Origin of the sequence: Paenibacillus glycanilyticus NBRC 16618, from assembly GCF_004000805.1 — a bacterium.
Taxonomy (GTDB): Bacteria; Bacillota; Bacilli; order Paenibacillales; family Paenibacillaceae; genus Pristimantibacillus; species Pristimantibacillus glycanilyticus.
The window spans coordinates 123,501-147,521 of sequence record NZ_BILY01000005.1 but is presented as its reverse complement, the minus strand read 5'-3'; the positions used below and the strand labels follow the sequence as shown (position 1 = coordinate 147,521).

Here is a 24,021-nt window from a genome sequence, read left to right as displayed (position 1 = left end):
GGTTTTATTACTATAGCATGATTTTTTTTGATACGCAATCGTAAATTACGTCCCGTTGTCCATACGGGGCTTTTATTTTTTATCCGTCATCAAACAAGGCCGTCCTTCGAAACCGAAGGACGGCCTTTTCTTTTTCATTACAGCTCAACGAATTTGGTCGCAATATTTTCGCAGAAAGCCCGGTCATGCTCGACAAACAAAATAGTTGGCGAATGCTCCAGCAGCAGCTCTTCGATCTGCATGCGGGAGATGACATCGATAAAGTTCAGCGGTTCATCCCAAATATGAAGATGAGCTTTTTCGCTTAAGCTTTTCGCAATCAAAACCTTCTTCTTCTGGCCTCCGCTGAAGGAGGAAATATCCTTCTCGAACTGAATTCTGGAGAAATCCAGCTTGCGCAGAATAGCCTTAAAGAGACTTTCGTCAATTCCGTGCTCTCTCGCGTAATCCGTCAGGTTGCCCCGCAAGTGGGAGGTATCCTGGGAGACATAAGAAATCTTGAGGTTGCTTCCCTTGCGGAAGGTCCCGGTATAGGACAGGTCTTCTCCGATGATCAGCTTAAGAAGACTGGATTTGCCGGAGCCGTTACGGCCGGATAGCGCAATCCGTTCCCCCTGCTCGATCGTAAAGCTGACGTCCGTGCATACTTGCTTATCGCCGTAGTACACCGAGACCCGCTCCAGCTCCACAAGCTGAGGCTTATGGTAAACGAGCTGCTCCAGCTTCAGGCTGTCGGAAGACTCAATGTTTTTCAGCAGCGTGGATTTCTCTTCGATTGCCGATTGCTGACGCTGCTCCATCGACTTCGAACGCTTCATCATTTTGGCTGCTTTATGTCCGATATAACCTTTGTCTACCTTGGAGCCGGAGTTTCTCGTGCCGTTCTTAGTCTTCTCAACTTCATGGGACCAGTTATTCGTGCGTTTCGCCGCCTCGGACAACCGCTTAATGTCTTTCTTCAGCTTATCATTCTCCGCCAGCTCGTATTGGTCCTGCCGTTCTTTGTTCTCCCACCAGTCAGAGAAATTGCCCATCTGAATTTCGATATTCGTTCGGTTGATGGAAAGAATATGATCAACGCAATGGTCAAGGAAGGTGCGGTCATGGGAGACGAGAATAAATCCGCTCTTGCTGTTCAAATATTGGCTGACCAGCTTCCGCGCGTTCATATCCAGATGGTTGGTCGGCTCGTCGATCAGCAGGAAGCTATCCTCTTTCAGAAATAAGGCGGCAAGCAGCACCTTCGTCTGTTCCCCGTTCGACAACGTATTAAACGGCCGGTAGAGGACATCGTCGGATACCTGCAGCAGCGTCAATTCGCGCACAAGCTCCCATTGCTGGTAATCCGGACAAATCTCCTCGACGACATCCGTCGTCAGATATTCCGGATGCTCTACACGAAACGGGAAATACTCGAACGTTACGTTGGCCGAAATATGTCCGCTGTATTCGTATTTCCCTAGCAGCAGGTTCATAAAGGTCGTTTTTCCCCGGCCGTTTCGTCCGGTAAAGCCCAGCTTCCAGCTCGTATCAAGCTGAAAGCTTACATTCTCGAATATATTATCGTAGCTGCCCTCATGGGCAAACGTAAGGTTCGATACATTAATCAGTGACATATGAATTCCCCCCGTAATCAAAAAGAGCTGCAAGAAAGTTACCTTTCCCACAGCTCAAATGAATACGGCAAATCCAGCCCTTGGATTACCATCTAACGGGTGGACAAGAATATTCGCCTGAGTGAAAAAGATGCAGTAACTCTCTTGCGCATAGAAAAATAAAACAATCGAAACAGATCGTTATCGCTCGTTTTATTCTCGTATACCGTCGCAAGAAAATCCTACATATCTTTTTCATCCCCAATCCTTAAATTACAGGTATCTTAACATAGCCAATTTTGATTTTCAACCAATGGATTTGAGAAAATCCACCATTTGACCAAAAGCTTCATCTGCCGACGCTTGGACGTAACGCTTCGAATAAGGATCGCCAAAGCCATGGTTTCCGCTGAATTTGCGGATGTGAACCTGCGGTTTAACTCGTAAAACAGCCATTAATTGGTCCACGTCAAACGACGGCTCGGCCTCCGGGTAAAATAACAACACCGGACAGGAAGGATTGAGCTCTGTATAGCTGCGAATTCTGGAGCCATAATAACCCACCACTGCCGAAATGTCCGGACTGGCGCAGCACATCCAGGATGCCGTTGCACCAATACTGAATCCAATCAGGAATATTTGGCGATATTGCGATTTGAGCTCTCCCGCTAATCTTAGTATGGCTGCGGATGCTTGATCGAATCCGACATGTTCCATAAAATATCCGTAAGCCTCTTGCTCTTGCTCATAACCATAAGGCTCCTGTCGATTGAGCAAATCCGGTGCATACACGTCATAGCCCTGCGCCGCAATTGACGCACACAACGCCAAGATATGACGGTTCAAACCGTAGATTTCATGGGCTACGATAATCGCCTTATCCGAATGCTGCTTGATCTCAATCATCGTCATTTTTATCTTTTTTCCCTTTCCCCTTACCTCGATGCTCTTCTCCCGGTCCCTTTTTCTTGTCCTCTTTGTGCTTATCCTTCCCGGGTTTTTCGTGCTTTGGCTTGTCTTTGTCCTTGTCCTTCTTATCTTCTTTCTCTTCCTTAGCTTTTCCGGTCTCTTTTGGTTTCTTGGCAATCGCCGGCATGTTAGCGAATGCCATGACCGGTTCGTCTTGAAGAGCTTCGCTCATCAGCTTCTGGAATACGGCTGCTGCGGCCTTCGAGGTTGTCGTCAAGTAATGGCTGGTATCCGTATGGTCATAGCCAAGCCATACCGCTCCAACCAGCTGCGGCGTATACCCCACAAACCAATTGTCCTTCATCCCTTCTCCGCCGGTTCCAGGCATCTCGGTTGTGCCCGTCTTACCGGCTACCGGCCGATCACCTAGGGATGCAGCATCGCCTGTGCCTTCCTTGACGACACCTTCAAGCATCGCCGTCATCGTCCGTGCAACCACAGGCTCCGTCACTTTCACGCTGACGTTGGAATCGTATTCGGCAATGGTCTCCCCTTCAGCCGAATCGATCCGTGAAATGGAATGTGCCGGGATCCGTGTTCCGTCATTTGCGAATACGCCAAAAGCTTCAGCCATAGCGAGCGGCGAGACTCCTTCCTGCAAGCCGCCTAAAGCAAGCCCCAGCGTCCGGTCCGTATCCGTAAGCTCAATGCCGAACCGCTTGGCGGCTTCCATTCCTGCATCAATCCCCATCTCGTTAAGCAGCGATACCGCAGGCACGTTATACGAATGAATCAAAGCTTCATAAATGGATACTTCGCCATGATAGCTGCCGCCCGCATTTTTAGGCTGATAGCCTCCGAAATTGACCGGTTCGTCCATTAAGGTGCTATCCGGAGTATAACCCCGCTCCAAAGCCGGCGTATACACCGAAATCGGCTTCATAGTAGAGCCAGGCTGGCGTTTCAGCTGCACCGCACGGTTAAAGCCGCGGAACGGCTGCTCGCCTCGGCCTCCGATAAGAGCCCGGATCCCTCCGTCCTTAGGATCTACAAGCACGGCCCCGCTTTGTATCAATTGATCCGAACTGCTCGCCGGAAAGAGGCTGTCCTGCGAATAAACGTCCTCGGCAGCTTCCTGCATCTTCGTATCCATGGTCGTGTAGATCCGGAATCCACCGTGAAGCACTTCATTTTCCGTTAGTCCGTACTTCTGGCTTGCCTCGCGAATGACCTGATCGATGAAATAAGGGTACTTAATGGCATCGCTGCTGCTTGGCTTTGAGCTTTGAATATGAAGCGGCTCCTTCACCGAAGCCTCGTATGCAGCCTGATCAATCTTGCCTTGATCCTTCATAAGCTTCAGCACCACGTTCCTTCTCGCTTTCGCTTCCTCCGGATGGCTGTAAGGCGAGAGTGCCGAAGGCGCCTTGACAATCCCGGCTAGCAGTGCCGATTGCGTAAGCGACAGCTCGTTCACCGGAACGCCAAAGTACAGCTCGGAAGCCTTCTTGATCCCCCAAGCCCCTTCGCCGAAATAGATTTGGTTCAAATAAAAGGTTAGGATCTGCTGCTTATCGTAATTCTTCTCGATTTTCTCGGCGAGCAGAAGCTCCTTCCACTTCCGGGTCCATGTCCGTTCCTGGCTGAGAAAAACGTTTTTCGCCAGCTGCTGGGTAATGGTACTTGCCCCCTGCACCTTCTTGCCGTTTGTCAGATTGGTTACCATCGCCCGGCCAATCCCTTGCAAATCCGTGCCTTTATGCTCGAAGAAACGTTTGTCCTCTACGGCAACTACCGCTTCGATCAGTTCCTCCGGCAAGCTGTCATAGCTGACGGCTTCGGCTTTTTTCGGCGAAATGCGAAGCGCTTCTTCCTTGTTCTGATCGTAAATGATCGTAGCCGCCGGCAGCGGCTCCTCCAGCAAGGATACATCCTGCCGAGCAACCATTAATTTAAAAGCAACCACTCCAATGACAGCGATAATTACGCCGGTAATCATAATAAAAAGGACAAGCTTCTTCCAAAGTCCCCGCTTTTTTGCTTTCTGATGGTGAATTGCTGATCTCATACAAATTCCTCCAAGCTTGGTGCAACAACCCGTTACTTTTGTCTTGGATAATCATTCGTAGAGAAGACCCGTTTTCTGTACGTAGGACCTAATTTTACGATAATAAGCAATAAGGTCTGCGATTTACGCAGACCTACATAATCAATCGAAGCAGCATAACGCTTATTACGCCCGTGATGATTGTGCCGAGAAGACTGCGCGTAAAGATGGCTACCAGGAAGGTAGGCAGAGCGGCAAATAACTCGATGTTTTCCTTCAATGAAGTTAGTTTGCCATCGGTCATCAGCAGTTCGTTGCCTAACAAGGCTGCCATAACCGCAACGGGGATATAGCTTAGCCAACGCATCGCCAGATCGGGAATTTGCAAGCGACTGAGCACAACAAGCGGCAGGACCCGCGGAAGAAAAGTAACGATTGAAGCACCTATTATAATTGCAAGAATATCCCATCTTATTTCCATCGTTCAATCAACACTCCTATTGTTGCCGCACTTACGGTTGCGATAATAACCGCCATGCTTCCCGAAGTGACCATGCTTGCACCCACAACGATAATCACCGCGCTTACGACTACGACTAAATCTCTGAACAGCTTCTGACGACCTAATAATTGCAAAACAAGCAGTCCAATAAACATGGCGGACAACGCGAAATCGAGACCAAACCTTTCCGGATTCGTGATCCATTGCCCCAGAAATGCACCCGCCATCGTAGCAAGAATCCAATTAAGATACGCCGTTATGTTTAGTCCGTTCATCCATGATTCGCTGAGTGCTTTTGTATTGGCCGCTCTGTTAATCGCCACTCCAAACGTCTCATCCGTCAGGAGCGTGCCTATCATCATGGTCTTAAAAGCCGTCAAATGACGGAAATAGGGGGACAATGCCGCGCTAAGCAGCAGATGCCTTAGATTAACGATAAATACGGTAAACACGATTGCTGCTATGGAGCCCTGCGCGGCTACCATTCCCGCGATGATAAACTGTGCGGAGCCTGCGTAAATAAGAATCGACATCAAGGTAATCTCCAGCACGCTTAACCCCGAGGTATGACCAACCACTCCCGCCGCGAACCCGATGCTTAAATAACCCAATAACGTTGGTACGCAGTCCTTCACCCCTTGAAGGAAGCTGTTCTCATCACTTTCCATTCTAAGCTGTACGTTCTCTTGCTGCATATACTTCCCTCTCCTACCATTAAAGCTATCCTCTTATCTTAGCATAAAAAGAAGCCGCGGAACGCGGCTTCACTAATCCTCCTTGAGATGCATTTCCATCCAATCGTTAGCTTCCTGAAATCCAAATTTCTTATAATCCGGTTTTCCAAGCTGTGAAGCCGCAAGCCAAACGGTCTGTACTCCTGCTGACTTAACTTCTTCAACTAAACGGTTCAGCAACTGGGTTGCGATACCGTGCCCACGAAAACGAATATCCGTATACATATTTGTGATATAAGCTTTTTTTCCGCTTTTATTCGTAAATGACGGAGGAAAATCATAAAAGATTACGGCCGCGGTTGCGACTATCTCCGAGTCAGCTTCTACAACCCATTCCATAAGCGAACCGTCCGTTAACTTGTTTGTGAAAAAAGTTCGGAGCTCCTCATCGATATCTTGGTCTGGAGCAATTCCTTCATCAATAAGTTGTTGCTTTCTCAATGACATTAATGCCTCAATATCCTCAATCACTGCTTTACGATAGTTCATGCCGCACCTCTCTATGCTGTTTATTCTCTTTAGGCTTCGACTTGAACAAAAGAATTCCCGCCAGAAGCGCCGCAACTCCAATTGCCTTCTGTGGCGTGAAGGTCACTTGCTCGAGTCCAAACCAACCTGTCGAATCCCACCATAATGCGCAGAGCAGCTGGGAAGCCATTACGATGGTTGTCCCATAGCTCGGGCCTAAGAGCCGTACCCCTTTCACGACGCAAGTGACAACGCCGATCCCAAGCAAGCCGCTGAACCAGAACCAGACGGGCATCGGCTTCCAGCTGAGCAGATCCGCTCCCTCAAACAGCAGCCCCATGCCTAACGAAGCCATAAAGCCCATTCCAAGCACCAGAGCTGTCGTGGTATGCGAGTTCGCAGCCGCATTGACTTTATTGTTAAACAAGTTCTGTACGCTGACAAGCGAGCCCGCCATCAATGCCAGTAATATGCCTGTTAACATCATTTATGCTCCTTCCGGTCTCCATTCTCGTAAATATTTCTTCCGGCTGCTTCTTCAAGCCCCTTGCGGTCTTTCACGACAAGCGTGCCCCGGCTGCGCTCGATCAAGTTCGCACCGGTAAAGCTAAGAATAATCCGGTTCAGATGCCGGTAGCTTGTGCCGATGAGATTCGCCATATCCTTCAAATGAACCGTGCTGACCCTTGCATCCTCCGGGGTCGTTACGGACAGCAAATAACTGGCAAGCCTGATTTCGACCGGGTATAAGAGATTGAAGCTGAGCGACACCGATTTGTTATAAAACTTTTCGGTGACAAGATGCAGCATAAATTGCAGGAACGGCACTTCTTCCCGATATAGCTTCAGCCAACGCTTGTGAAAAGCAACCGTCTCCACCGGCGTAACGGCCGAAACGGTATTCAAATTCTCCAGCTCATTCAGGCATTCGATCTCGCCAAGCACGCCAAGCGGGGACGTAAAATTAACAAGCAGCGTCTTCCCGTCCGCCGAGGCGGTATATACCTTCACTTTTCCGCGCATGAGAAAGAAGATATATTCCGGTATTTCGCCTTGCTTGCATAACGTATCGCCAGGTTCGAACCGATATAACGCCAAGTGCTGCCGCAGCGAGCTTGGGAATACATCGTCTAACGCGTATTGGGCCAGATATTGATCAATCCGGGCATCATCCAAAATTTCTTTCAACTTGACGGCATCCCCTTTCTAATGGATATTTTATCCTGTCAGAACGATAAACATAAGATCCCGGTTATCATCAGGGCTATGCCGATCCATTGCGGCGCTCTTAACCGGATTGCCGCATTCCCGAACCAACCGGCTTTCTCCATTCCCAAAGTAACGAGGATCTGGGCGATCAGCACGGACGATACCGTAATGGCTGCTCCGTTATGATGAAAAGCCGTAATATTGCTGAATATGATAAACGCTGCAAACGCTCCGCCAAACCGGTAGCGCAGCTTCACCTGTTTGAGCTGTTTCCACGATCGGTCGCCCGTCAGCCATACGATTAGCAGAGCGGCTGCAAAACCCGTCCCTTGCGTCAGCACGGCGGCCTGCCAGGTTCCAAGATGCTCGCCAATCACTGCGTTTGCCGTACCTTGCAAGGTCAGAAATACTCCGCCCAGCACCGCATAGAAAATGCCTTTCATTCCTCGTCATCCTCCTCGTTCATTACGCTCTTCTAATTAAACGACAGGAGGGTAAAAACAAAAAGGACATATGTCCTGAATCTATCCATACAAATAAAAAAAGCATCATTGCCTCTTAAGCAGCGATGCTTTCCTTATCTTTTTCCGTATGATTTTCATTCTTGCCCTGCTGCATTTGCTTGTTCATGTCGCGAAGCTCCTGCAGCATCGTATCAAGTTCGCTGCGCAGCTGATGAAGCTCGCTTTTGCAAAGGAATTGCAGCTTATCCAGTTCGCTTGTGCTCATATTGCCCATTCGGATCTGGTAAAGCAGCTTGTATTGCATCGATTCGCTTTCGCTGATCCGGTATTCAGGCATTCTCGCCGGTTCTGTTTTTTGTGCTTTCATTGCTTTATCGGCTCCTTTATCTTTGTTCTACGGTAATAATAAAGGAGCTGTATTAAGGATGTATTTATCGAATGTTAGATTAACATTAATTTTTGAACCGAATGTTATTTCCGTGCTTTTATAATCAGGAACCATGGATTAGTCATTAATCGTTCGTACCAGCGCTTATACCAGTCGCCGGCTCCGGGAAGCTCCCTATATTCCTTAGCCGGCTGCGGCTCGATCATTTGATCAAGTGTAAAATATTCCGTCGTTGCGTTAACAATATCCATCATCGATTTATGATAAAAGGTTACCTCTACGGGACCTGTTTCCTTCTTATTCCATACATCCGTCAATAATTCGCGGGCGAAATAATCCGTACGATCATACTGCCGGAACACCATGAACGGATGATGTACGGAGAATTGCAACGTACCGCCCGGCTTCAGCACGCGCCGCAGCTCGCGGAACACGGTTCCCCAATCTTCAACGTAATGCAGGGTAAGCGAGCTGACGATAAGGTCAAACGATTCGTCCTCAAACGGCAGCGTCTTGCCAAGCTCACAGACCAATACATTTGCTTTATCCCCTACTCTTCTTCTGCAAGCCGCCACCATCTCCGGGCTGAGATCTATAGCCGTCACTTGCGCTCCCCGTTCGGCGAATTGCGATGTATACCAGCCTGCGGCACAGCCCGCATCCAGAACAGCCATTCCGGACATCTCTTCCGGCAGCAGCTTCATCATCGCCGGCCGTTCATAAAAGGCGTTATGCCCGCTGTTATGATCAACGGATTGCTCATACGCGATGGCCAGTCGATCGAACGCCTTCGAGACTCTTTCATTCATTTATGACGCATCCTCTCTTGGACCTTGCTTTCTTAAAAGCGGTATTTCTCGTGTCCTTTATTCACAAAAGCTTGAACGCCTTCCAGATGGAGCAGCTCCTCTTTCAATTGAAGTCCGCCTCTGAAGCCGGTTAGCGTATTATTCTTGCCGATTACCCGGTGACAGGGGACAACGATCGGAATGGGATTCATGCCGTTTGCCGTGCCTACCGCTCGAACAGCCTTCGGATTCCCTACTCTTTCCGCGATTTCCGCATAGCTTCTCATTTCTCCGTATGGAATTTCAAACAAAGCCTGCCAGACGGAGTTTTGAAAAGCGGTGCCGCGAAAATCCAAAGCGAACGTAAAGCTCCTTCGACTGCCGTCCAAATATTCCTGAAGCTGCTGCTTGTACGGAGCTACTTGAGCCAAATCCCGCACCAATATCGCATTCGGTATTTTTTTCTTCACCCATGCCTCAACTCTTTCCATTGTAGACTCATGGGGCAAAGTAACTTGCGCTAATCCGTTGTCCGTTGCAACCAGATAAATAGGCCGATTATGTAACACGGGATGAACCAGCGTATCCCAATAAACCATTGTAGTTTGCAAAGCCTTCATTTCATTCACCTCATTCAAATAAAACAATCTTACCATTCCTCAAACAAAACAAAAAGCCGCGAAATCGCGGCTTTCGGTCAATACCTTTATTCAACAATGATCTTGCCTACCATCTTGCTGTGGCCTGCGCCGCACACCACCGAGCAATGGAATTCATGCTCGCCGGCTTTATCGGCTGTAAATGTCGCAGTTCCGTTATTTTCCTTGATATCGACGTTATAATCCGGAATCGCGAAGCCATGGAAGCCCTCTGCGTTATTTAATGTAATGGTCACTTTATCGCCTTGCTTAACACGAATTTCCGGCTGATCGAATTCAAAGTTTTTCGCTTTGATTGTAATTGCCTTAGATCCGCCGCCGCCTGCAGCATTATTGCCAGCATTGGTCCCAGCGTTTGTACCTGCGTTTGTACCCGCGTTATTGGTTGCTCCTGTATTGGCATTATTGTTGTTCTTCGAGCTTGATCCGCAGCCTGCAGTCGTCCCCATTACGGTTACGGCCAGGGCAGCGATCATAAGCAGCTTATTGATCTTCATAGCAGCTGTCTCCTTTTGATCTTCAATTAATTTTTAGTTTGTTCCAGTTCGATAATGTTCGATTTAACTTCCGGTTCATCATCGGCAATGCCTTTTGTTGAATTCCGGAACTCGCGCAGCGTATCGCCAAAGGCACGTCCCAGCTGAGGCAGCTTTGCCGGTCCAAATACAATCAAAGCGATAGCCAGAATAATGATCAGCCCTGATATTCCTACGTTGTTAAACATATTATCCCTCCACAATTAAGTCGTTTGTACGGCAAACTTCCGCCTATAGTAACGCGCCGAGATAAATGCGCTGATCTCGAAGAGCAGAATGAGTGGAACGGTCACGGACAAATGGGATACAAAATCCGGAGGTGAGATAAGTGTTCCCACAACCGCCAGACCTACATACGCAAATTTTCGAACCTGCTTCATTTTGCCTGGAGTCAGCATCCCGATTCGGGTCAGAAAAGTCATTGCCAGCGGCATTTCGAAAGCAACCCCCATAGGCAGCAGGAAGCTGATCAGAAATGACATGTAATGCTGGATCCCGTATACCTCTTGAGCTCCCATCGATTGATTCAGCTTAATCATGAACCGGATCATCATCGGCAGAGCTACGGTATAACCGAATAACACTCCGCTTACGAACAGCAGGGACGAGGTCGGCACATAGACCAGGGTGCTTTTTGCTTCGGCATCCGTCATGCCCGGTCTTGCAAATGCCCACAGATGGTACATGAGGAACGGAAGCGTCAGGATAATCCCGACGAGCAGCGCGCATTTCATATACACTGCTATTCCGTCCGAAAGCGCAAACACGCTCCACTCTACTTCAATGGCACCCAGATGTCCTTTGACGAAGGTCAAAATTTTAGGCGCTGCATAGAGGCCAACGCACAAGGAGGCCAGAAACCAGCCCGCCACATAAATGAGGCGTTTACGGAGCTCGGTCAGATGACTGATCAGATCGCTGCCGACAGTCTCAGCCGCTTCGCCATTCTGATTGCTCACACGAGTGAACCGCCTTTATCCAAATATTTCTGCACGCCTTCAGCCGTCCGGTATGCCAATGCGCCAACGGTGGCCGTCGGATTGTATCCGCTGTTATGCGGGAAGTTGGACGCGCCGCAGATGAATACGTTTTCCGCGTCCCACATTTGCAGATAGTTGTTAACGACGGAGGTCTTGGGATCGGATCCCATAATCGTCCCGCCCGTGTTATGGGTAGACTGATAAGGAACGATGTTGTATTGCTTGATCGAATCATGGATCTCCGTCTTGGTTCCGCCCATCTGATCCGCGATTTCCTTCGTCTTCTGGGCAATAAACTTCACGAGCTCGCGATCCTGGTCTTCGAAGTCAAAGGTCATTCGGATAAGCGGCTGTCCGAACGCGTCCTTGTACTCCGGATCAAGATCGAGATAATGATACCGGTTCGGCATGCTTGCTCCTTGTCCGGCAACGGATAATACGCGGTTCGAATTATGGATCGTCGCTTTCTTGAACTCCGCGCCCCACTTCGGCGTACCTGCCGGAACCGGCTGATACTGAATCGGCCGGAGCCCCGTCTGCGTGAACCGGATATTCGCGCCGTGCAAAAACTTCAGATCGCTATGGTCAAAGTTATCGCCGTTAAAATCATCGATGCTGCTGCCGAGTGCCCCCGCCCCCATTGCCAGGTTGAATTCGCGGTCCTCGTAGAAGGCGCTGGTGCTGGCACCGTTCACCTGATATGCATAATTCCGGCCAACCGCGCCGGTATCGGTCTCTGGATTATAAGGCTTGCCTAGCTTGGAGAGCAGCAGAAGCCTGACATTGGTGAACAGATAACCTGCAAGAATAACGATATCGGCAGGCTGCGTGTATTCTTCTCCGGTTGGCGTATGTACATAGGTGACGCCGGTTGCTTTCTTGCCGTCATGAATGATTTGGGTCACGTTGGAATGCATCCGAAGATCAAGCTTGCCCGTTTGCTTCGCAACCGGCAGGACGGTAACGACCGGATCCGCTTTGGCACCGTATTCGCAGCCGAACCGCTCGCAGTAACCGCAATATTGACATGGCGCTCTTTCGACACCGTCCGGATTTTTGTATGGCTCGGACAAATTGGCCGAAGGAATAACGTAAGGATGGTAACCCAGTTTTTTGGCAGCATCCTCAAACAGCTTCATGCCCGGAGACTTTTTCATCGGCCCCGTTGCAAACGGCTTGGACATTTTGCCGATATTCGGAGGCAGCTCGGTTTCGCCGGAAATACCCGCCATCTGCTCATACTTCACGAAATACGGTTCTAGCTCCTCATACGTGATGCCCCAGTCCCGAATCGTCATGTTCTCCGGAATCTTCTTCTTGCCGTAACGTTCAACCGTCTTGCTGTAAATCTCAAAATCATATGGAAGGAACCGGTAATATTGACCGTTCCAGTGAACCCCCGCGCCGCCCAAGCCTTCGCCCAGCAAGAACGACCCGTACGTCCGCATCGGCAATGCTCTCATTTTCATCGTGTTGCGGAAGGAAACCGTTTCTTTGGACAAGTCCTGCATCAGCTCATAGCGGGATGCATAGCGGAGCTCGTCGTGAACATGGTAATAATCCTGCGTATCCCTGCTTTTGCCCCGCTCCAGACCCACAACGGAAATACCGGCTTTCGTCAGCTCGGAAGCGATAATGCCGCCAACCCAGCCCATCCCGACAATTACAACGGGAACCTTTGGAAGTTTAGTTGCCATTTTGCTTCACCCCTTATCTACCCAAGCTCAAGATGATCATGCAAGCTTAATGGTTCTAGTTTTACGAACTCTTCTTTCTCGATGTAATCGGTATAGCTCATTTGATTGCCAGGGAAATTCCTCATCTTCCAGCCCGCCATATTCCGGTTGCCGCCGTACAGTGGGTCAGCGTAAGCTCCCTCAAGCGTCAGATTAAGGAACATGGCGAAAAAGTTGGAGGAAGGCACATCCTTGATCTCCGTCTTATCCGTCTCAAATGCGGTCAATACCGCATCCTGCTCTTCCGGCGCGATTTCCACGAAAGGCTTCTGATATTTCGTATTGCTGTATTGATTCATGGCGTCAAGCCCAAGCGCAATAAGTTCTCTGCGTTTAAAAACCAACTGATAGCCCTGCGTGGCTTCCGCTTTGTAATAGGGCGGCTGCATATAGTCCCGGGCATTGGTGCCAAAAGCGCTTGCCATCTGATGGTCGATAAAAAAGGCAACCCCCAGCTCTTTCGCGCCGGGTCCCAGATCATCCTTTGGAAACAGCCTTTCGGCAGCAGCTTCCGCCGTGAGGAATTGATCTTGGTTGAAGAACATCAACGCTTGGTTATAGTCTTTATTCTCCGGTGCGGTCCCCGACTTGCCGGGTTCAGGAGCTGTTTCCTTCTCCGTCTGTTTCAGATTCGAGCCTACAAGTCCTCCGATGACCCCGCCTAGTACGACCCCGCCAAGAGCCGTACCGGAATATTTAAGGAACCTTCTGCGCGATTCGTCCTGCGGCTGATTCGGTTTGTCATTCGCCATTATCATTCTCTCCTTGCTACCCCGATTTAGTAGGTTTTCTAATTTTCTTCCAATAGGTGAAATTTTATTCATGAAGCGAACGCTTCGCTTCTACAGAATCATTCGAATGCTCCGGTTGCCTTAACCTATTTGGGAACCAAAAAAGCCTATCCGATAAACAGGATAGGCTTTAATGAGATAACAGATATTCAAATACACTAAATACGAGGTACAAGAACGTTCACCGGCGAGCCGGCCAAATAAGCTTCTATATCTTCCACAATCCCTTTGTAAAATCCCCGGTACGCCGCTTCCGTTACGTAACCGATATGCGGGGTTGCTAGGACGTTCGGGAGCAAGCGGAAAGGATCATCTTGAGGCAGCGGTTCCTGCTCGAATACGTCAATTCCGGCTCCGGCGATTGTGCCGCTGCGAAGAGCTTCCAGCAAGGCATCGCGATCAACAATAGGGCCTCGCGAGGTGTTAATGAGAAAAGCGGTCGGCCGCATCCGCTCTAGCTCTCGCGCGCCAATCAAGCCCCGAGTACGATCTCCGAGCACCAAGTGTACGGATACGATATCGCTGCTCTCCAGCAGCTCTTCCTTGGAGCTCGCCAGCGTAACGCCGGCTGCTGCCGCTTTCTCGGCGGTCAGGTTCTGGCTCCACGCCATCACTTCCATACCGAAGGCTTGTCCGATTCTTGCCACGTTGGTTCCGATATGGCCAAGCCCCAACAATCCGAGCCTCTTGCCATGAAGGTCCACTCCGATCGTGCTCTGCCAGCCGCCGTCTCGGACCGATTCATTCTCGAGTACCAGCTTTCTGGCTAAACCCAGAATCAGCGCCCAGGTCAGTTCGGTAGTCCCCTCGCCTCCGCCTTTCGTGCCGCATACCGTAATCCCCTGTTCCGCAGCTGCGGCCAGATCAATGGATGCATTGCGCATTCCGCTGGTAACAAGAAGCTTCAGGTTAGGCAGCCGCTGCAGAAGCTCCTTCCGAAATGGCGTTCTTTCCCGCATGATGACAATAATCTCGCAATCCTGCAAGGCAGAGACAAGCTCGTCCCGATCCTCGAAATGATGGTTGTATACTTGCAGCTCAACACGCTCCTGAACAGACGACCAGTCGGCCATGCTTAAGGCAACATTCTGATAATCATCCAATACGGCACATTTCATTTGCTGTTCTCCTCCTTGTCTTAGAAAGCAAAACAGCAAGCTCCTTACCCGCTATTCTGGGGGAGCTTGCTGCAACATCTCAATTATTTCGGTTGAATATAGCCTTCCGCTTTGAGCAGTTCGGCGATCAATACGGCACCGCCGGCTGCGCCGCGAAGCGTGTTATGCGACAAGCCAACGAATTTGAAATCGTACAGGGAATCTTCGCGCAGACGGCCAGCCGATACGCCCATGCCTTTTTCAATGTCGCGGTCGAGCTTCGTTTGCGGTCTGTTCTCTTCTTCGAAGTACGTAATGAATTGTTTAGGCGCGCTTGGCAGACCCAGCTCTTGCGGACGGCCTTTGTATTCGGACCAGCGTGCAAGAATCTCTTCCTTCGAAGGTTTGTTCTCGAAGTTCACGAACACCGTTGCAAGGTGACCGTCCGTTACGGGAACGCGGATACATTGCGTTGTGATCAGCGGAGCGCTTGCTTTCACGACTTCGCCGTTCTCAACGCTGCCCCAGATGCGGAGCGGCTCCTGTTCGCTCTTCTCTTCTTCGCCGCCGATGTAAGGAATAACGTTATCCAGCATATCCGGCCAGTCCGTAAAGTTCTTGCCGGCACCGGAGATCGCTTGATACGTCGAAGCTACAACCGTCGTAGGTTTGAAATCGCGCAAAGCATGAAGAGCAGGTACATAGCTTTGAATCGAGCAGTTCGGTTTTACCGCGATAAAGCCGGTTGTTGTACCCAGACGTTTTCTTTGAGCCTCAATAACTTCAAGATGCTCCGGATTGATCTCGGGAATAACCATAGGAACGTCCGCCGTCCAGCGATGCGCCGAGTTGTTGGACACGACCGGCGTGCCTGTTTTTGCGTAAGCCTCTTCGAGCGCCTGAATTTCTTTCTTAGGCATATCCACCGCGCAGAATACAAAATCAACGCCAGCAGCAACCTCTTCGACCTTCGAAGCGTCCTGCACCACGATATTCTTAACCGCTTCAGGGATTGGTGTGTCAAGCTTCCATCTGTTCTGAACAGATTCCACGTATGTTTTGCCTGCCGAGCCTGCGCTTGCGGCAATAACCGTTACTTCAAACCAAGGATGCTGATCCAGCAATTGTACGAAGCGCTGGCCAACCATGCCTGTTCCACCAACAATACCAACTTTAAGTTTTTGTGACATTTATTCTTCAAATCCTCTCAGTCTGATTTTGTATGCCGACCTTATACCTTACATGTATGCGGTATAAATCCCTTTGCTTGCTGCGAAAATAAAAAAATCCCACCCCCAAGACCGTAGTCTCAGGGACGAGATTTGAATACCCGTGGTACCACCCTAAATTCGCGGATATGTCGCCATATCAGCCTCTTCAAGTACGGCATTGCCATCGAATGCTTATACTCTAGCTCTATAACAGGAGCTCCTGTCACACCATCCCCGGCCAGACCGGTTCCGATGCGCTGCTCGGAGTCTTTCTTCGATAAATAACTCTTTACTCCTTTTCAGCATACCGGAGCTCTCTGGAAAAGAATTGATTTACCTACTCGTCTCGTCATTGCATTTCATATTGCAGTTATAATAACAAAAAACGAATCCGAGGTAAACCCATTTTCGCAAAAAAATTAACGGCCTTCAGCCGCTCTCAGATTAAGCCTCTTATACGCTTTCGCGTAGACCCACAAGGCGTTGAGCAGCAGGATGGCTCCCGTCGTCAAAAAAACGGCCCGGATGCCTAACCAAGCCGATATTTGCCCGCCAAGAATCGAACCGATAAAGACGCCGAGGTACCCCGCCGACATCGTAAAACCAAACACTCTGCCCGTGAGAGCATCCGGCGTAATTTTTTTGATTAGAATATTAACAGACGGGTTAAGTCCCCCTGCCGCCAGACCCAGCAAGAATCGAAGCACCATAAGCTCCCAAGGCTGATGGACCAATGCCTGCGGTATAAACAACAGCCCCGCAACAATCAAAGCGATAAGCATCACCTTGTGCGCGCCAATCTTATCCGACAGACTGCCGAGCCTTGGCGCCGCGATCATATTGGCCAGTCCGGAGGCGGAGAATATAAACCCGGCCAGCAGTGCAACATGCTCGGTGCTGCTCGTTAAGCTTGTGACATACACCGTTAAGACCGGTTCAATGGAATACATGGCAAGCGTTAAGGCAAAATACGTCACGAACAAAGTGATCGTCAGATTCTTCTCGGGGATACTGTCCCACACTTCCTTCATTCTCTGCGCTTTTTTATCCACGCGGGTGAAATTCTCTTTCACGAACAGCAAGGTTGTAATAAAAGCGAACAATAACAATACTCCGGTAATAAAAAACACATTCCGCATACCGAAATGCAATTCAATAAATCCGCCGATGGACGGACCTAACAAGGAACCCGCGATTCCCGCCGTGGACAAGGTTCCGAGCGCCCACCCGGCGTGGGCTTTCTCGGTCTGCGTTGCGATAAGCGCCGTGCAAGCGGAGGCGTAACCCGTAATGATCCCCTGCAGCAGGCGAAGGCCAATCAGCTCATACACATTTTGGGCGAAGCCCATGCTGAAAATAACGATGGCCATGCCGAGACTAGCCCGGAGCAGCATCGGCTTCCGCCCGTATTTATCCGCCGCGATTCCCCATATCGGAGAAAACACGGCGGACAATATAAAGGTAATCCCAAACGCTAAACCGGAATACTGCTCTACCATTCGGGTATCGGAAACGCCCAGATGATTGATGTACAAAGGCAATACCGGGGCGATCTGGCTCATGCCGATGCTTGCGACAAATACGCCAAACCAACAGACGAACAGGTTTCTTTTCCATATTGGCATACCTGTCATCCTCCTTCATTCTGTTCCTTCCGGGTGCTTTAAGCTAAGGATTCAATCCAGTCTTCCACCGTTTTAACGTCCGCCTGGCGCGGGAACACCTTCTCGGTAAGGACGCGGTGCACTTCGGGATCCGCATCCAGGCAGGCATCCTTTAATACGGTAATGGCATAATCCTTGTCAGCCGCCTCGCGCACCGTGGATAACACAACTCCGCTTGTCGAAATGCCGCAGAGAATAAGATTCTCGACCTGCTTCGCGCGAAGGATAACCTCCAGGTTGCTGCCGGCAAAAGCACTGATCCGGAACTTCGTTACTACCGGCTCGCCTGGCAATGGCTTCACCGATTCGTGAATTTGCGTGGCTTCGTCATGAATCGTCATGCCGCCATGCTGCGCAACGACCGAAAAGGATTTATTGCGGGGGCTTACTTCCGGATATCCTTCATTAAAGCCGACACGGACAAAAATCACCGGGATCTCGTGCTTTCGCGCAGCCTCTAAAGCCTTCCGAAAAGGTTGAATGACTTCGGGGTTATTCGCAAAACGGGATACAATGCCGTTCTGCAAGTCCATGATTACGAATGCGCTTCTTTTCGCGTTCAACATCGGTTTTACACACTCCTTACGGTTATGATAACATTAAGCGGAGAACTCTCCTCTTGATATTAAGCGGAGATCTCTCCGTTTGTCAACCAAACCTAAAAACATGCTTTGAAGATAGGAAGTGATCCGGTCATGAATGAAGATTCAACAACTACTCCGTCTAAGCCCGAGCGCCGGGATGCTGCCGAGAACCGTCAGCGTATCCTTAACGCCGCTCTCCAATTGTTTGAACAGCATGGCGTGGAACAGGTCAGCATGAATCAGATAGCGGCTGAAGCCCAGATCGGACCGGGCACTCTTTACCGCCGGTACCGTAATAAGAGCGAATTGTGTCTGGACCTCATGAAGGACAATCTGGTCATTCTGTTTGAGGATATTTACGCCTACCTGGAAGATAACCATGCTGACTCTCCAAGCTCCAGACTGAAAGGAATTCTTGGCCTGTTTATCAAGTTTCGGGAAAAGAAATCCCAGCTGCTCCGGGGCGTAGAGGATTCTTCGCAAGCCAACCGGCCGAGCACCCGGCAAAAAGGTCCGCTCTACCATGAGCTGCATGAAATTCTTGTTCAGCTGTTTGACGAGATGCTTGCCGCTTCGGGAAAATCTGAACCAAACAGCGTATTCCGTGCCGATATGCTGCTCAACGGCGTAAGCAGCGAATCCTATCTATTCCAGCGGGAGGTCCGCGGTTATTCGCCGGAAGTGATTCTCGAGCATCTTTGCGCTACTTTTATCGCAGACAAATAGACGGCACGAAAAAACCAGCCCTATCCCTTTAACAAGGAATGCAAGCTGGTTTTCGTTTGTTTTATAAGCGAACTAAAGGCTTTTCCGCCGGACCCTCAATAACTTCGCCGGTGATCGAGAAGCGCGAGCCGTGGCAAGGGCAATCCCAGGTCCGTTCCCCGTTATTCCATTCCACCTCGCAGCCCATATGGGTGCAGGTCGTGTCGATAAGAAAGAGTTGACCGTCTTTATCCCGATATCCCCCTGCCCGGCGGCCTTGAATTTGAACAACGCTGCCTTCGTCCTTCTCAAGGTGCTCCGGACGTTTCTTGACATACTCCAGCTTCCCGGAAATCAAGTGCTTCGCAACATCCGCGTTATCCGTTATCAGCTTGCCAACGGTTTTCCAGGACAGAGAACGGGAAGGCGTAAACAGCTCCGCATACGGATTATCCCTTTCCAGAATAAGATCCCGGATAAGGAGGGCAGCCGCGGTACCGTTCGTCATCCCCCATTTGCGGAAGCCCGTTGCGATAAAGACGTCGGGATGCGAAGCCGTAATGCGCCCGATAAACGGTATTTTGTCTCCCGTAACAAGGTCCTGCGCGGACCATCTGTAGGAAATTTCTTTTATCTCGAACTGATTCTCCGCAAACTTCCGCAGCTCGTCGTAATGGTTGATCGTGCAGATCCCTTGTCCCGTCTTATGGCTCTGTCCGCCTAGAATAATCAGCTTATTCCCGTCATCGAGCGGAGCGTAACGCACGGAACGCTTCGGGTCCTCGGCACTCAGATACATCCCGCCCGGATATTCGTCCTCCACCCGTAAGCCAAGTACATAGGAACGATCGGCGTGCATTCTTGCAAAATAAAAGCCTTGACCGTCGTAAAAAGGAAAATGGGTGCAGGAAACAACGTATTTGCAGCCAATCCGATGGCCGTCGCCGGTCATGACTTTTGGCGAATCGTCTACGCGTTCCACGTCTACGGCCGTTGTCTGTTCATGGATTTTGCCGCCAGCCTTCAAAAACTCCTCAACCAGCTTCAATAAATAATTGAGCGGGTGAAACTGTGCTTGTCCGTCCATCCGGACAGCTCCAAAGAGCGGCAGGTTAAGCGGAATGGTGTCCAGATAGGCCCCTGGAATGCCAAGCTCTTGATAGGCTTTCGCTTCCTTTTCCACCTTGAGGATATAATCCACATGATGGGTGTAAACATAAGCGTCCTGCTCCGTATAACCGCATTCGATCTGATGCTTGCCGATCGTCTCATGGATGAAATTCATGGCCTCTTTCGCGGCTTCGTAATAAAGCGAAGCCTTTTCCTTGCCTTCCGAGCTAATGAGCTCGTCAAAGATCAGATCATGCTGCGCCGTGATTTTGGCGGTCGTGTGAGCCGTCGTACCATTCAGTATTTCTCCCGCTTCGAGCAGAACTACCCGAAGACCCTCCTGACTCAGCAGATACGCCGTTGTTATACCGGAGATCCCGCCGCCTACTACAACAACATCGGCTTCCGAGTCCTGGTCTAGCTTCGGAAACTTGCCCTTTTCATGCTGGGAGGCAGTCCAATAAGACTCGGGAAACTGTGGCAGATCTTTATGATATGGCATGGTTATACTGTAACCCCTCTCAACGGCAATTGGATTTCCTTAATTTGCACGTTAATAAGGAATTTATGTGTCTGCCTTCCCTATTTGCCCGATTGACGTTCCCGGAGCTTCAGCAGGATTAGAACGCCAGCCATGATGAGGAGACCGCTTAAGCCATAGACGGCGAATAACGACAATGCACCTTTCAAATAGCCCGACAGAGACATGCCGATAACCATCATCCCCATAAACACTGGCATAATCGCTCCGGAGACGCGGCCTATATAAGCCATCTCCGTGTTCCGTACGATGAGCGTTTGAATGCCTCCTTGAATAGCCGGATATACCAACCCGCTGATGATCAATAAGAGAATGGTCAGCCAAATCATCTTAGATGCGCCGATCCCGGTCGTGCAGACTGCCGTAATGAGCAGCCCCGCTACGAATAGACGCTGCGGCGGTATTTTTTTCGCTGCGCTCATAATCGCAACTCCTCCAATCAGCATGGCTGCGCCGTTTGTCATGACAAGCCATTGCAGAAAGCTCTTCGCTTGTCCAAGCTGCTCCACCGCAATAAAGATTTGAAGCGGCTGCGTTAGACCGGAAGCAAACCCGACAACCGCAAAGCTGAGGCATAAGGTTCGAAGAGCCTGATTCGACCAGACGTACCGGATGCCGGCTGTCATCTCGCTCATAAAGCTGGATTTGAGGTTTGAATGCTGCTCGCTTGCGTCACGGGGCAGCGTTGCCAAAATAAGCGAGGAGCCCAGGAATAAGACGGCCGTCAAAATAAGGGATACCTGGATACCAAGCTTCAGGAAAATAAGCGTGCCGATAACCGGCCCAAGAACCATAAAGACTGCGACAAGCGTTTGGGACATTGCCATCACGCCCTGCAGCTGTTCGCCGGGTACATGGCGTTTGTATAGCTTCATTGCGGAAGGCTGGGAAAACTGGGACAGGCTCGCCGATAGAAAAGTTCCGATCAGCAGGGCTATCCATCCGCCGTTAATGAGTGCCAGCAATACGCCTGCGACGGAGACCGCCGAGAGCAAATCGCTCCCTGCCATCGTCCGCTTCGGCCGCCATCTATCGGCGAAGGTCCCGCCGATTAAGGCGAATAGGAAGATCGGCGCAAATTCCGCCACCGAAATAAGCGAGACGTATACCGGATCGTTGCCGGTTAGATCGGTCACATACAGCAACACCGCGTAATTCCGGATCCATATTCCTAGGTGTAGCAGCACCCGGGAACAAATGATCGTACGTACATAACGATTGGAAAACATAATAGATACCTCGTGATTAGTAAGATTTTTTGATTTTGGCGGCAAGACCGTTGTCACGATCTCGCAGTGTCATTGCGGCGGTTAAACGGAGCTGCTGTCCTCACCTCTTTCAGCATGGTTGATTCTAATGAAGCCAACTAATTGAAAGCATCAAGCTTTACACTAAATTTCCGCTTGAAATAAATTAATCGGCTGATCTCGTTTACTTATTTACTAATTTACTAATTTACTAATTTACTAAATGACTGGTGCTAGTGTAATCCGAAATAGCGATCCACGTCAATGCATTTTTTCTATAATGACCCGCAACCGGGGCAGCACACTGCCTTGTCATGCTTCCTGTTTCACCGTCTGCAGCATGTTTTTTTCCTCCTATTTGGCCATCGGCACCATCACGTTCTCCGCTCCACCGTCTGCAGCACGGTTTTTTCCTCTTATTGGACACTCCCCCCCATCACATTCTCCGCTCCACCGTGTGCAACACGTTTTGTTCCTCTTATTGGACACTCCGCCCCATCACGTTCTCCGCTCCACAGTCCACAGCACGGTTTTTTCCTCCTATTTGGCCATCGGCATGCTCCGTCACTGTGTGCGAAGATGAGGATCAAAATAATTAAATCTTTTTTTCTTATCACCTGTCACAAATCCGGCTGCTGCATTGTCTTAAATAACGAAACCGACGCCATACGAGCTGCGCATTCTGTCTCGACATGCACACGGCCGATGCCCGTAAGCTTGGCGAATCCGAGCAGCGGATCAACCTGGGTGCGGTATGGAAGGAAGCTCCGCAATTCACGGAACGGGAACGTGCCGCGCTTGCTCTTACAGAGGCAGTGACGCTGATCTCGAATGCCGGCGTGCCGCAGGACGTCTACGATGAGGCCTGCAAGCATTTTACCGAAGAAGAATATGTGGCACTTATCTTAGCCGTTAACGCAATCAACAGCCGGAACCGCGTAGCGATTGCAACCGGTATGTTCCCTGGCTGTTTCGAGTCTTAGGCGCCTCTTTCAATAGCCAAAGAAACCACTCCTCGGGATGAGGGTGGTTTCTTGCGGTTCGTTACGGTATGATCAAAACAGTTAAATTTTGGAGGTCGATAGGACTTGACGGCAAGCGATACAGCTTTGGAAATTGAACAGCTCTACCGGGAGTATAAGCCGCTCCTAACTTCGATCGCCTACCGGATGCTGGGCTCGATGAGCGAAGCGGAAGACGCGGTCCAGGATGTGTTCGTTACCGTCAGCAGGCTTGATGGCATCGAGATCTCGCACCCAAAGGCGTATCTGGTCAAACTGCTCACCAACCGGGTCTTAAACGTGATGAAGTCGGCTCCGCGCAAACGCGAAAGCTACCCGGGCCAATGGCTGCCCGAACCGGTCAGTGACGGGGCTCCGGAATCTTCGCCGCTCGACAATGTTATTCAGCATGAACAGCTCGGTTACGCCCTTCTCGTTCTGCTTCAGAGCTGTACGCCGCCCGAGCGCGCCGTATTTGTCCTGCGGGAATCCTTCGGCTATGAATATGCGGAAATCGCGGCTATGCTGGATAAATCCGAAGCGGCTTGCCGGAAAATTTTCAGCCGCGCTTCCGCCAAGATCGGTCACTCCTCCTCCCTTAACGAGGAAAATAAAGCGACGCTGGATGAGTCCATGACCCGCTTTGTGCAGTCCTTCTCCGAAGCGATCTACACGGGACGACTGGAAAGCTTCATCCATCTTCTTACCGACGACGCAGTAATGCTGTCGGATGGCGGCGGTATCGTACGCTCTGCACTTAATCCGATCCTTGGTCCGCACAGAATTATTGCCTTTTTGGAGGGTATTGCGAGGAAGGGTGCCTTTGAAGGAAGCTGGCAGCCTATAGTCGTCAGCGGACAACAAGGCTTGATGCAAATCCAGGATAACAAGCCCGTCAAAGTCTATCTCTTCGAGCCCGATGAACAAACGGGAAAAATACGTTCCGTGTACGCCATCTCCAATCCGGAGAAGCTTACAAGAATTCATTAAATGCCAGACCGTTTTCCGCAAATCCGGGAAATGGTCTTTTTTTATTGCAAATGTATCACTTTAGG

25 protein-coding genes, 1 pseudogene and 1 other annotated feature are annotated in these 24,021 nt (G+C 50.1%); of the genes and pseudogenes, 3 read left to right on the top strand and 23 right to left on the bottom strand.

The annotated features are described in order from the left end of the window. Positions 1-137: 137 nt before the first annotated feature. The 21 genes from PGL01S_RS05385 to PGL01S_RS05285 all read right to left on the bottom strand — a co-directional run bounded on the left by PGL01S_RS05385 (position 138) and on the right by PGL01S_RS05285 (position 18,344). Positions 138-1,616 (bottom strand): Lsa family ABC-F type ribosomal protection protein, encoded by a 1,479-nt coding sequence (locus tag PGL01S_RS05385; protein WP_127492199.1) that lies wholly within the window; start codon positions 1,614-1,616, stop codon positions 138-140. A gap of 285 nt (positions 1,617-1,901) precedes the next feature. After that, a complete protein-coding gene (locus PGL01S_RS05380; protein ID WP_127492197.1) occupies positions 1,902-2,507 on the bottom strand; it encodes a dienelactone hydrolase family protein in 606 nt (201 codons plus the stop codon). Next, on the bottom strand, positions 2,494-4,572 hold the full coding sequence (locus PGL01S_RS05375; RefSeq protein ID WP_127492195.1) for a transglycosylase domain-containing protein: 2,079 nt from the start codon (positions 4,570-4,572) through the stop codon (positions 2,494-2,496). The genes PGL01S_RS05380 and PGL01S_RS05375 overlap by 14 nt, the downstream gene beginning before the upstream one ends. Positions 4,573-4,705: 133 nt before the next feature. After that, a complete protein-coding gene (locus PGL01S_RS05370; RefSeq protein ID WP_127492193.1) occupies positions 4,706-5,032 on the bottom strand; it encodes an AzlD domain-containing protein in 327 nt (108 codons plus the stop codon). Further along, positions 5,023-5,748: an AzlC family ABC transporter permease gene (locus PGL01S_RS05365; RefSeq protein WP_127492191.1), complete on the bottom strand. Its 726-nt coding sequence runs from the start codon at positions 5,746-5,748 to the stop codon at positions 5,023-5,025. Before PGL01S_RS05365 ends, PGL01S_RS05370 begins: the two co-directional genes overlap by 10 nt. A gap of 72 nt (positions 5,749-5,820) precedes the next feature. Continuing rightward, the gene (locus PGL01S_RS05360; protein WP_127492189.1) at positions 5,821-6,276 is read right to left on the bottom strand and encodes a GNAT family N-acetyltransferase; all 456 of its coding nucleotides are present in this window, start codon (positions 6,274-6,276) and stop codon (positions 5,821-5,823) included. After that, positions 6,263-6,739 (bottom strand): DMT family transporter, encoded by a 477-nt coding sequence (locus PGL01S_RS05355; protein WP_127492393.1) that lies wholly within the window; start codon positions 6,737-6,739, stop codon positions 6,263-6,265. Before PGL01S_RS05355 ends, PGL01S_RS05360 begins: the two co-directional genes overlap by 14 nt. Beyond that, on the bottom strand, positions 6,739-7,443 hold the full coding sequence (locus PGL01S_RS05350; protein ID WP_127492187.1) for a Crp/Fnr family transcriptional regulator: 705 nt from the start codon (positions 7,441-7,443) through the stop codon (positions 6,739-6,741). The genes PGL01S_RS05355 and PGL01S_RS05350 overlap by 1 nt, the downstream gene beginning before the upstream one ends. A gap of 38 nt (positions 7,444-7,481) precedes the next feature. Continuing rightward, on the bottom strand, positions 7,482-7,907 hold the full coding sequence (locus PGL01S_RS05345; RefSeq protein ID WP_127492186.1) for a DMT family transporter: 426 nt from the start codon (positions 7,905-7,907) through the stop codon (positions 7,482-7,484). 115 nt (positions 7,908-8,022) lie between these two features. After that, positions 8,023-8,295 carry a hypothetical protein gene (locus PGL01S_RS05340; protein WP_127492184.1) on the bottom strand — a complete coding sequence of 91 codons (273 nt, stop codon included), beginning with the start codon at positions 8,293-8,295 and terminating at the stop codon, positions 8,023-8,025. Between the two features lie 104 nt (positions 8,296-8,399). Beyond that, the gene (locus tag PGL01S_RS05335) at positions 8,400-9,125 is read right to left on the bottom strand and encodes a class I SAM-dependent methyltransferase (protein ID WP_127492182.1); all 726 of its coding nucleotides are present in this window, start codon (positions 9,123-9,125) and stop codon (positions 8,400-8,402) included. A 32-nt stretch (positions 9,126-9,157) separates the two neighbouring features. Further along, a complete protein-coding gene (locus tag PGL01S_RS05330; RefSeq protein ID WP_127492180.1) occupies positions 9,158-9,724 on the bottom strand; it encodes a methylated-DNA--[protein]-cysteine S-methyltransferase in 567 nt (188 codons plus the stop codon). An 86-nt stretch (positions 9,725-9,810) separates the two neighbouring features. After that, complete coding sequence (locus PGL01S_RS05325) at positions 9,811-10,260, bottom strand: cupredoxin domain-containing protein (RefSeq protein ID WP_127492178.1); 450 nt, start codon at positions 10,258-10,260, stop codon at positions 9,811-9,813. A gap of 26 nt (positions 10,261-10,286) precedes the next feature. Next, positions 10,287-10,487 (bottom strand): twin-arginine translocase TatA/TatE family subunit, encoded by a 201-nt coding sequence (gene tatA / locus PGL01S_RS05320; RefSeq protein WP_015844534.1) that lies wholly within the window; start codon positions 10,485-10,487, stop codon positions 10,287-10,289. Between the two features lie 15 nt (positions 10,488-10,502). Next, the gene (gene tatC / locus PGL01S_RS05315; RefSeq protein WP_127492176.1) at positions 10,503-11,258 is read right to left on the bottom strand and encodes a twin-arginine translocase subunit TatC; all 756 of its coding nucleotides are present in this window, start codon (positions 11,256-11,258) and stop codon (positions 10,503-10,505) included. Continuing rightward, the gene (locus tag PGL01S_RS05310; RefSeq protein ID WP_127492174.1) at positions 11,255-12,976 is read right to left on the bottom strand and encodes a GMC family oxidoreductase; all 1,722 of its coding nucleotides are present in this window, start codon (positions 12,974-12,976) and stop codon (positions 11,255-11,257) included. Before PGL01S_RS05310 ends, tatC begins: the two co-directional genes overlap by 4 nt. A gap of 17 nt (positions 12,977-12,993) precedes the next feature. Continuing rightward, positions 12,994-13,767 carry a gluconate 2-dehydrogenase subunit 3 family protein gene (locus PGL01S_RS05305; RefSeq protein WP_127492172.1) on the bottom strand — a complete coding sequence of 258 codons (774 nt, stop codon included), beginning with the start codon at positions 13,765-13,767 and terminating at the stop codon, positions 12,994-12,996. Between the two features lie 197 nt (positions 13,768-13,964). Next, positions 13,965-14,924, bottom strand: coding sequence for a D-2-hydroxyacid dehydrogenase family protein (locus tag PGL01S_RS05300; protein WP_127492169.1), 960 nt, complete (start codon positions 14,922-14,924; stop codon positions 13,965-13,967). 83 nt (positions 14,925-15,007) lie between these two features. Further along, the gene (gene asd / locus PGL01S_RS05295; RefSeq protein ID WP_127492167.1) at positions 15,008-16,093 is read right to left on the bottom strand and encodes an aspartate-semialdehyde dehydrogenase; all 1,086 of its coding nucleotides are present in this window, start codon (positions 16,091-16,093) and stop codon (positions 15,008-15,010) included. A 118-nt stretch (positions 16,094-16,211) separates the two neighbouring features. Next, positions 16,212-16,476: a binding site (T-box leader), on the bottom strand. 57 nt (positions 16,477-16,533) lie between these two features. Next, positions 16,534-17,739, bottom strand: coding sequence for a multidrug efflux MFS transporter (locus tag PGL01S_RS05290; RefSeq protein ID WP_127492165.1), 1,206 nt, complete (start codon positions 17,737-17,739; stop codon positions 16,534-16,536). A gap of 38 nt (positions 17,740-17,777) precedes the next feature. After that, the gene (locus PGL01S_RS05285; RefSeq protein ID WP_127492162.1) at positions 17,778-18,344 is read right to left on the bottom strand and encodes a cysteine hydrolase family protein; all 567 of its coding nucleotides are present in this window, start codon (positions 18,342-18,344) and stop codon (positions 17,778-17,780) included. A gap of 129 nt (positions 18,345-18,473) precedes the next feature. Here PGL01S_RS05285 and PGL01S_RS05280 point away from each other — a divergent pair, with 129 nt between their 5' ends. Continuing rightward, positions 18,474-19,088, top strand: a complete 615-nt coding sequence (locus PGL01S_RS05280; RefSeq protein ID WP_127492160.1) for a TetR/AcrR family transcriptional regulator — start codon at positions 18,474-18,476, stop codon at positions 19,086-19,088. Positions 19,089-19,149: 61 nt separating this feature from the next. On the opposite strand, the gene PGL01S_RS05275 is transcribed toward PGL01S_RS05280, so the two are convergent. Together PGL01S_RS05275 and PGL01S_RS05270 are read right to left on the bottom strand one after the other, a co-directional pair. Next, positions 19,150-20,679 carry an FAD-dependent oxidoreductase gene (locus tag PGL01S_RS05275; RefSeq protein ID WP_164775385.1) on the bottom strand — a complete coding sequence of 510 codons (1,530 nt, stop codon included), beginning with the start codon at positions 20,677-20,679 and terminating at the stop codon, positions 19,150-19,152. An 80-nt stretch (positions 20,680-20,759) separates the two neighbouring features. Continuing rightward, on the bottom strand, positions 20,760-21,947 hold the full coding sequence (locus PGL01S_RS05270) for an MFS transporter (RefSeq protein ID WP_127492156.1): 1,188 nt from the start codon (positions 21,945-21,947) through the stop codon (positions 20,760-20,762). 692 nt (positions 21,948-22,639) lie between these two features. Here PGL01S_RS05270 and PGL01S_RS05265 point away from each other — a divergent pair. Continuing rightward, positions 22,640-22,948, top strand: a pseudogene (locus PGL01S_RS05265) (carboxymuconolactone decarboxylase family protein); the annotation flags it as partial. 105 nt (positions 22,949-23,053) lie between these two features. Then, positions 23,054-23,956 (top strand): sigma-70 family RNA polymerase sigma factor, encoded by a 903-nt coding sequence (locus tag PGL01S_RS05260; protein ID WP_127492154.1) that lies wholly within the window; start codon positions 23,054-23,056, stop codon positions 23,954-23,956. Positions 23,957-24,021: the final 65 nt, after the last annotated feature.

Coding starts and splice junctions, on each gene's coding strand:
- PGL01S_RS05270 (WP_127492156.1), bottom strand. CDS start 21,947: ATGTTTTCCAATCGTTATGTACGTACGATCATTTGTTCCCGGGTGCTG.
- PGL01S_RS05330 (WP_127492180.1), bottom strand. CDS start 9,724: ATGAAGGCTTTGCAAACTACAATGGTTTATTGGGATACGCTGGTTCAT.
- asd (WP_127492167.1), bottom strand. CDS start 16,093: ATGTCACAAAAACTTAAAGTTGGTATTGTTGGTGGAACAGGCATGGTT.
- PGL01S_RS05335 (WP_127492182.1), bottom strand. CDS start 9,125: ATGAATGAAAGAGTCTCGAAGGCGTTCGATCGACTGGCCATCGCGTAT.
- PGL01S_RS05305 (WP_127492172.1), bottom strand. CDS start 13,767: ATGGCGAATGACAAACCGAATCAGCCGCAGGACGAATCGCGCAGAAGG.
- PGL01S_RS05385 (WP_127492199.1), bottom strand. CDS start 1,616: ATGTCACTGATTAATGTATCGAACCTTACGTTTGCCCATGAGGGCAGC.
- PGL01S_RS05355 (WP_127492393.1), bottom strand. CDS start 6,739: ATGTTAACAGGCATATTACTGGCATTGATGGCGGGCTCGCTTGTCAGC.
- PGL01S_RS05290 (WP_127492165.1), bottom strand. CDS start 17,739: ATGCCAATATGGAAAAGAAACCTGTTCGTCTGTTGGTTTGGCGTATTT.
- PGL01S_RS05375 (WP_127492195.1), bottom strand. CDS start 4,572: ATGAGATCAGCAATTCACCATCAGAAAGCAAAAAAGCGGGGACTTTGG.
- PGL01S_RS05285 (WP_127492162.1), bottom strand. CDS start 18,344: ATGTTGAACGCGAAAAGAAGCGCATTCGTAATCATGGACTTGCAGAAC.
- PGL01S_RS05310 (WP_127492174.1), bottom strand. CDS start 12,976: ATGGCAACTAAACTTCCAAAGGTTCCCGTTGTAATTGTCGGGATGGGC.
- PGL01S_RS05360 (WP_127492189.1), bottom strand. CDS start 6,276: ATGAACTATCGTAAAGCAGTGATTGAGGATATTGAGGCATTAATGTCA.
- PGL01S_RS05370 (WP_127492193.1), bottom strand. CDS start 5,032: ATGGAAATAAGATGGGATATTCTTGCAATTATAATAGGTGCTTCAATC.
- PGL01S_RS05380 (WP_127492197.1), bottom strand. CDS start 2,507: ATGACGATGATTGAGATCAAGCAGCATTCGGATAAGGCGATTATCGTA.
- PGL01S_RS05345 (WP_127492186.1), bottom strand. CDS start 7,907: ATGAAAGGCATTTTCTATGCGGTGCTGGGCGGAGTATTTCTGACCTTG.
- PGL01S_RS05365 (WP_127492191.1), bottom strand. CDS start 5,748: ATGCAGCAAGAGAACGTACAGCTTAGAATGGAAAGTGATGAGAACAGC.
- PGL01S_RS05280 (WP_127492160.1), top strand. CDS start 18,474: ATGAATGAAGATTCAACAACTACTCCGTCTAAGCCCGAGCGCCGGGAT.
- PGL01S_RS05340 (WP_127492184.1), bottom strand. CDS start 8,295: ATGAAAGCACAAAAAACAGAACCGGCGAGAATGCCTGAATACCGGATC.
- tatA (WP_015844534.1), bottom strand. CDS start 10,487: ATGTTTAACAACGTAGGAATATCAGGGCTGATCATTATTCTGGCTATC.
- PGL01S_RS05325 (WP_127492178.1), bottom strand. CDS start 10,260: ATGAAGATCAATAAGCTGCTTATGATCGCTGCCCTGGCCGTAACCGTA.
- PGL01S_RS05275 (WP_164775385.1), bottom strand. CDS start 20,679: ATGCCATATCATAAAGATCTGCCACAGTTTCCCGAGTCTTATTGGACT.
- PGL01S_RS05300 (WP_127492169.1), bottom strand. CDS start 14,924: ATGAAATGTGCCGTATTGGATGATTATCAGAATGTTGCCTTAAGCATG.